The organism is Kitasatospora sp. NPDC051705 (assembly GCF_044453265.1).
Classification (GTDB): Bacteria; Actinomycetota; Actinomycetes; order Streptomycetales; family Streptomycetaceae; genus Kitasatospora.
The window spans coordinates 1-2,868 of the sequence record NZ_JBITCO010000031.1 but is presented as its reverse complement, the minus strand read 5'-3'; the positions used below and the strand labels follow the sequence as shown (position 1 = coordinate 2,868).

The following is a 2,868-nucleotide window of genomic DNA, read 5'->3' as shown; positions in this document are numbered from 1 at the left end:
GCCCGCCCCCGCGGCCCCCCCCCCCCCCCGGGCGCGGCGCGCCGCCCCGCGGCCCCCCCGGGGGGGCCCCCCCCCCCGGGGGGGGGGGGCCGCCCCTCTCGGCGTTCGCTCCGGACGGGTGCCCGGGTCCGGACGGCCCGCAGCGGGCTACTCGCCGGACAGCACCTGCTGGGCCGCGGCCCGCGCCTCCTCGGCGCTGTCCGTGGCCCTGGCCGCCTCGGCCGCCCGACGGCACTGCGCCAGCGTGTACTTGGCGAGCGTCGACCGCACGTACGGGATCGAGGCCGAGCCCATCGACAGGCTGGTGACGCCGAGACCGACCAGCACCACGGCCAGCAGCGGATCGGCGGCGGCCTCGCCGCAGACGCCGCAGCTCTTGCCGGTCGTCCGCGCCGCGTCGGCGGCCGCGGCGACCAGGTCGAGCAGCGCCGGCTGCCACGGGTCCTGAAGACGGGCCAGCGCGCCCACCTGACGGTCGGCGGCGAAGGTGTACTGGGCGAGGTCGTTGGTGCCCAGCGACAGGAACTCGACCTCCTGCAGGATCGCCCGCGCCCGCAGCGCGGCCGAGGGGATCTCCACCATCGCGCCGAACTTGGCGTCCAGCCCGGCCTCCCGGCAGGCGTCCGCGAAGTCCTTGGCGTCCTTGCGGTCGGCCACCATCGGGGCCATCACCTCGAGGTGCACCGGCAGCCCCTCGGCGGCCGTGGCCAGCGCGCGCAGCTGGGTGCGCATGACCTCGGGGTTCTCCAGCAGGGTGCGCAGACCGCGCACGCCGAGCGCCGGGTTCGGCTCGTCCGCGGGGGTCAGGAAGTCGAGCGGCTTGTCGGCGCCCGCGTCGAGCGCCCGGACCACGACCCGGCCCTCCGGGAACGCCTCCAGCACCTTGCGGTACGCCTCGACCTGCTTCTCCTCGCTGGGAGCCTTCGCCGAGTCGTCCAGGAACAGGAACTCGGTGCGGAACAGGCCGACGCCCTCGGCGCCGTTCTCCAGCGCCGCCGGCACGTCCGCGGGGCCACCGACGTTGGCCAGCAGCGGCACGCGGTGCCCGTCCGAGGTCTGCCCCGGCCCGGAGGACGCGGCCAGCGCGGCCCTGCGCTCGGCGGCGACCGCCCGCAGCTCGTCCTGCTTCTCCTGCGAGGGCTCCAGCAGCACGTCACCGGAGCTGCCGTCCACCGCGACGACGGTGCCCTCGGCCACGTCGCTCGCCCCGGGCAGCGCGACGACGGCCGGCACGCCCATGGCCCGCGCGAGGATGGCGCTGTGGCTGGTCGGCCCGCCCTCCTCGGTGACGAAGCCGAGCACCAGCGTCGGGTCGAGCAGCGCGGTGTCGGCCGGCGCCAGGTCCCGCGCGAACAGCACATACGGCTCGTCGCTGTCCGGTACGCCCGGCATCGGCACGCCCAGCAGCCGGGCCACGATGCGGTTGCGCACGTCGTCCAGGTCGGCGACCCGGCCCGCCAGGTAGTCCCCGGCGGAGGCGAGCAGCGCCCGGTAGGCGGCGAAGGCGTCGTAGACACCGCGCTCGGCGCTGCTGCCGACGGCGATCCGGCGGGACACGTCGGCCATCAGCTCGGGGTCCTGGGCCATCAGGGCCTGGGCCTCCAGGACGGCCTGCGCCTCGCCGCCGGCCAGGTTGCCGCGGGCGATCAGGTCCGCGGCGACGGCGTCCACGGCCGCCTGGGCACGGGCCTGCTCGCGCGGGGCGTCCTCGGTCGGGATCCGGGTCGCGGGGGGTTCCAGGACCGCGGTCCCCATGTGCCGGACCTGGCCGATCGCGACCCCGTGGCTGACACCCACGCCGCGCAGTGTCTTCTCCATATAGCTGTCTCCGCTGAGAGGAGCGGCCCCGCCGGGAACCGCTGAGTGCCGGGCCGCCCCGCAGGAGCTGCCGGGGCGGACGTGTGAGAGGAAGGGGTCAGCTCCAGCTGAACAGGGGGTCGCCGGAGACGGCCTCGCCGTCCTCCCGCAGGCCACCCAGCGAGTCGGCGTTCGCCTCCAGGGCCACGATCGGCGAGATCGGCGACTTGCCCGCGGCCTCGACGGCCGACGGGTCCCACTTGATGACGGCCTGGCCGCGGGTCACCGTGTCGCCCTTGTTGACGAGCAGCTCGAAGCCCTCGCCGTTCAGCTGCACGGTGTCGATGCCCAGGTGGGTCAGCACTCCGTGGCCCTCGGCGTCCACCACGACGAACGCGTGCGGGTGCATGGAGACGACGACGCCGTCCACCGGGGCGACCGCCTCGGTCGGGCGGCGCACCGGGTCGATCGCGGTGCCGGGGCCGACCATGGCGCCGGAGAAGACCGGGTCCGGCACGCCGGCGAGCCCGACGACCTTGCCGGTCAGCGGCGACGTCACAGTGGTCATGGTTGTGCCTCCCAAGTGCGCAGTACAGCGAGCGGCCGCGAGCAGCGGCGCGACGATCAACTGAAGCCTAAATCATGTCAACTTCGGACATCTGCTGACATTCCCGGGCGAAGAACCACGCCCTGCCCGGCCTGTCGGCGGGCGGCCCACCGGCCGCTAGTGGTCTAGTCCTCTGGCCGATGCGCCGCACTCTACAGGCATCTTGGCGAATCGGGACCATTGCTGTATATGCTCGCGAGAGCAACAAATCATGCCGCCGACCGGGTGACACCCGGTGCGCCTCGATTCGCACTCCGGCGGACGACCCGCTATGGTTGGTCGAGTCGCCGCGAGTCGGCGGTTAACACCAGGTTTCAGATGTGAAAACGTCCGGTAAACGGAACGGAAAGCATCTGGTAGGCTGGGAATCACGAAAGAACGAAGCGCCCGGAGGGCCTGCTGGAAGGCAGACCGAAGGAAGTGTCCGTTCCTTGAGAACTCAACAGCGTGCCAAAAGTCAACGC

2 protein-coding genes are annotated in these 2,868 nt (G+C 73.5%); both read right to left on the bottom strand.

The features are described from left to right. Window positions 1-147: 147 nt before the first annotated feature. Window positions 148-1,818 (bottom strand): phosphoenolpyruvate--protein phosphotransferase, encoded by a 1,671-nt coding sequence (ptsP, locus tag ACIA8Q_RS28885; RefSeq protein WP_387908371.1) that lies wholly within the window; start codon window positions 1,816-1,818, stop codon window positions 148-150. Between the two features lie 97 nt (window positions 1,819-1,915). Beyond that, window positions 1,916-2,365, bottom strand: coding sequence for a PTS glucose transporter subunit IIA (locus ACIA8Q_RS28880; protein ID WP_360223427.1), 450 nt, complete (start codon window positions 2,363-2,365; stop codon window positions 1,916-1,918). Between the last annotated feature and the right edge of the window lie 503 nt (window positions 2,366-2,868).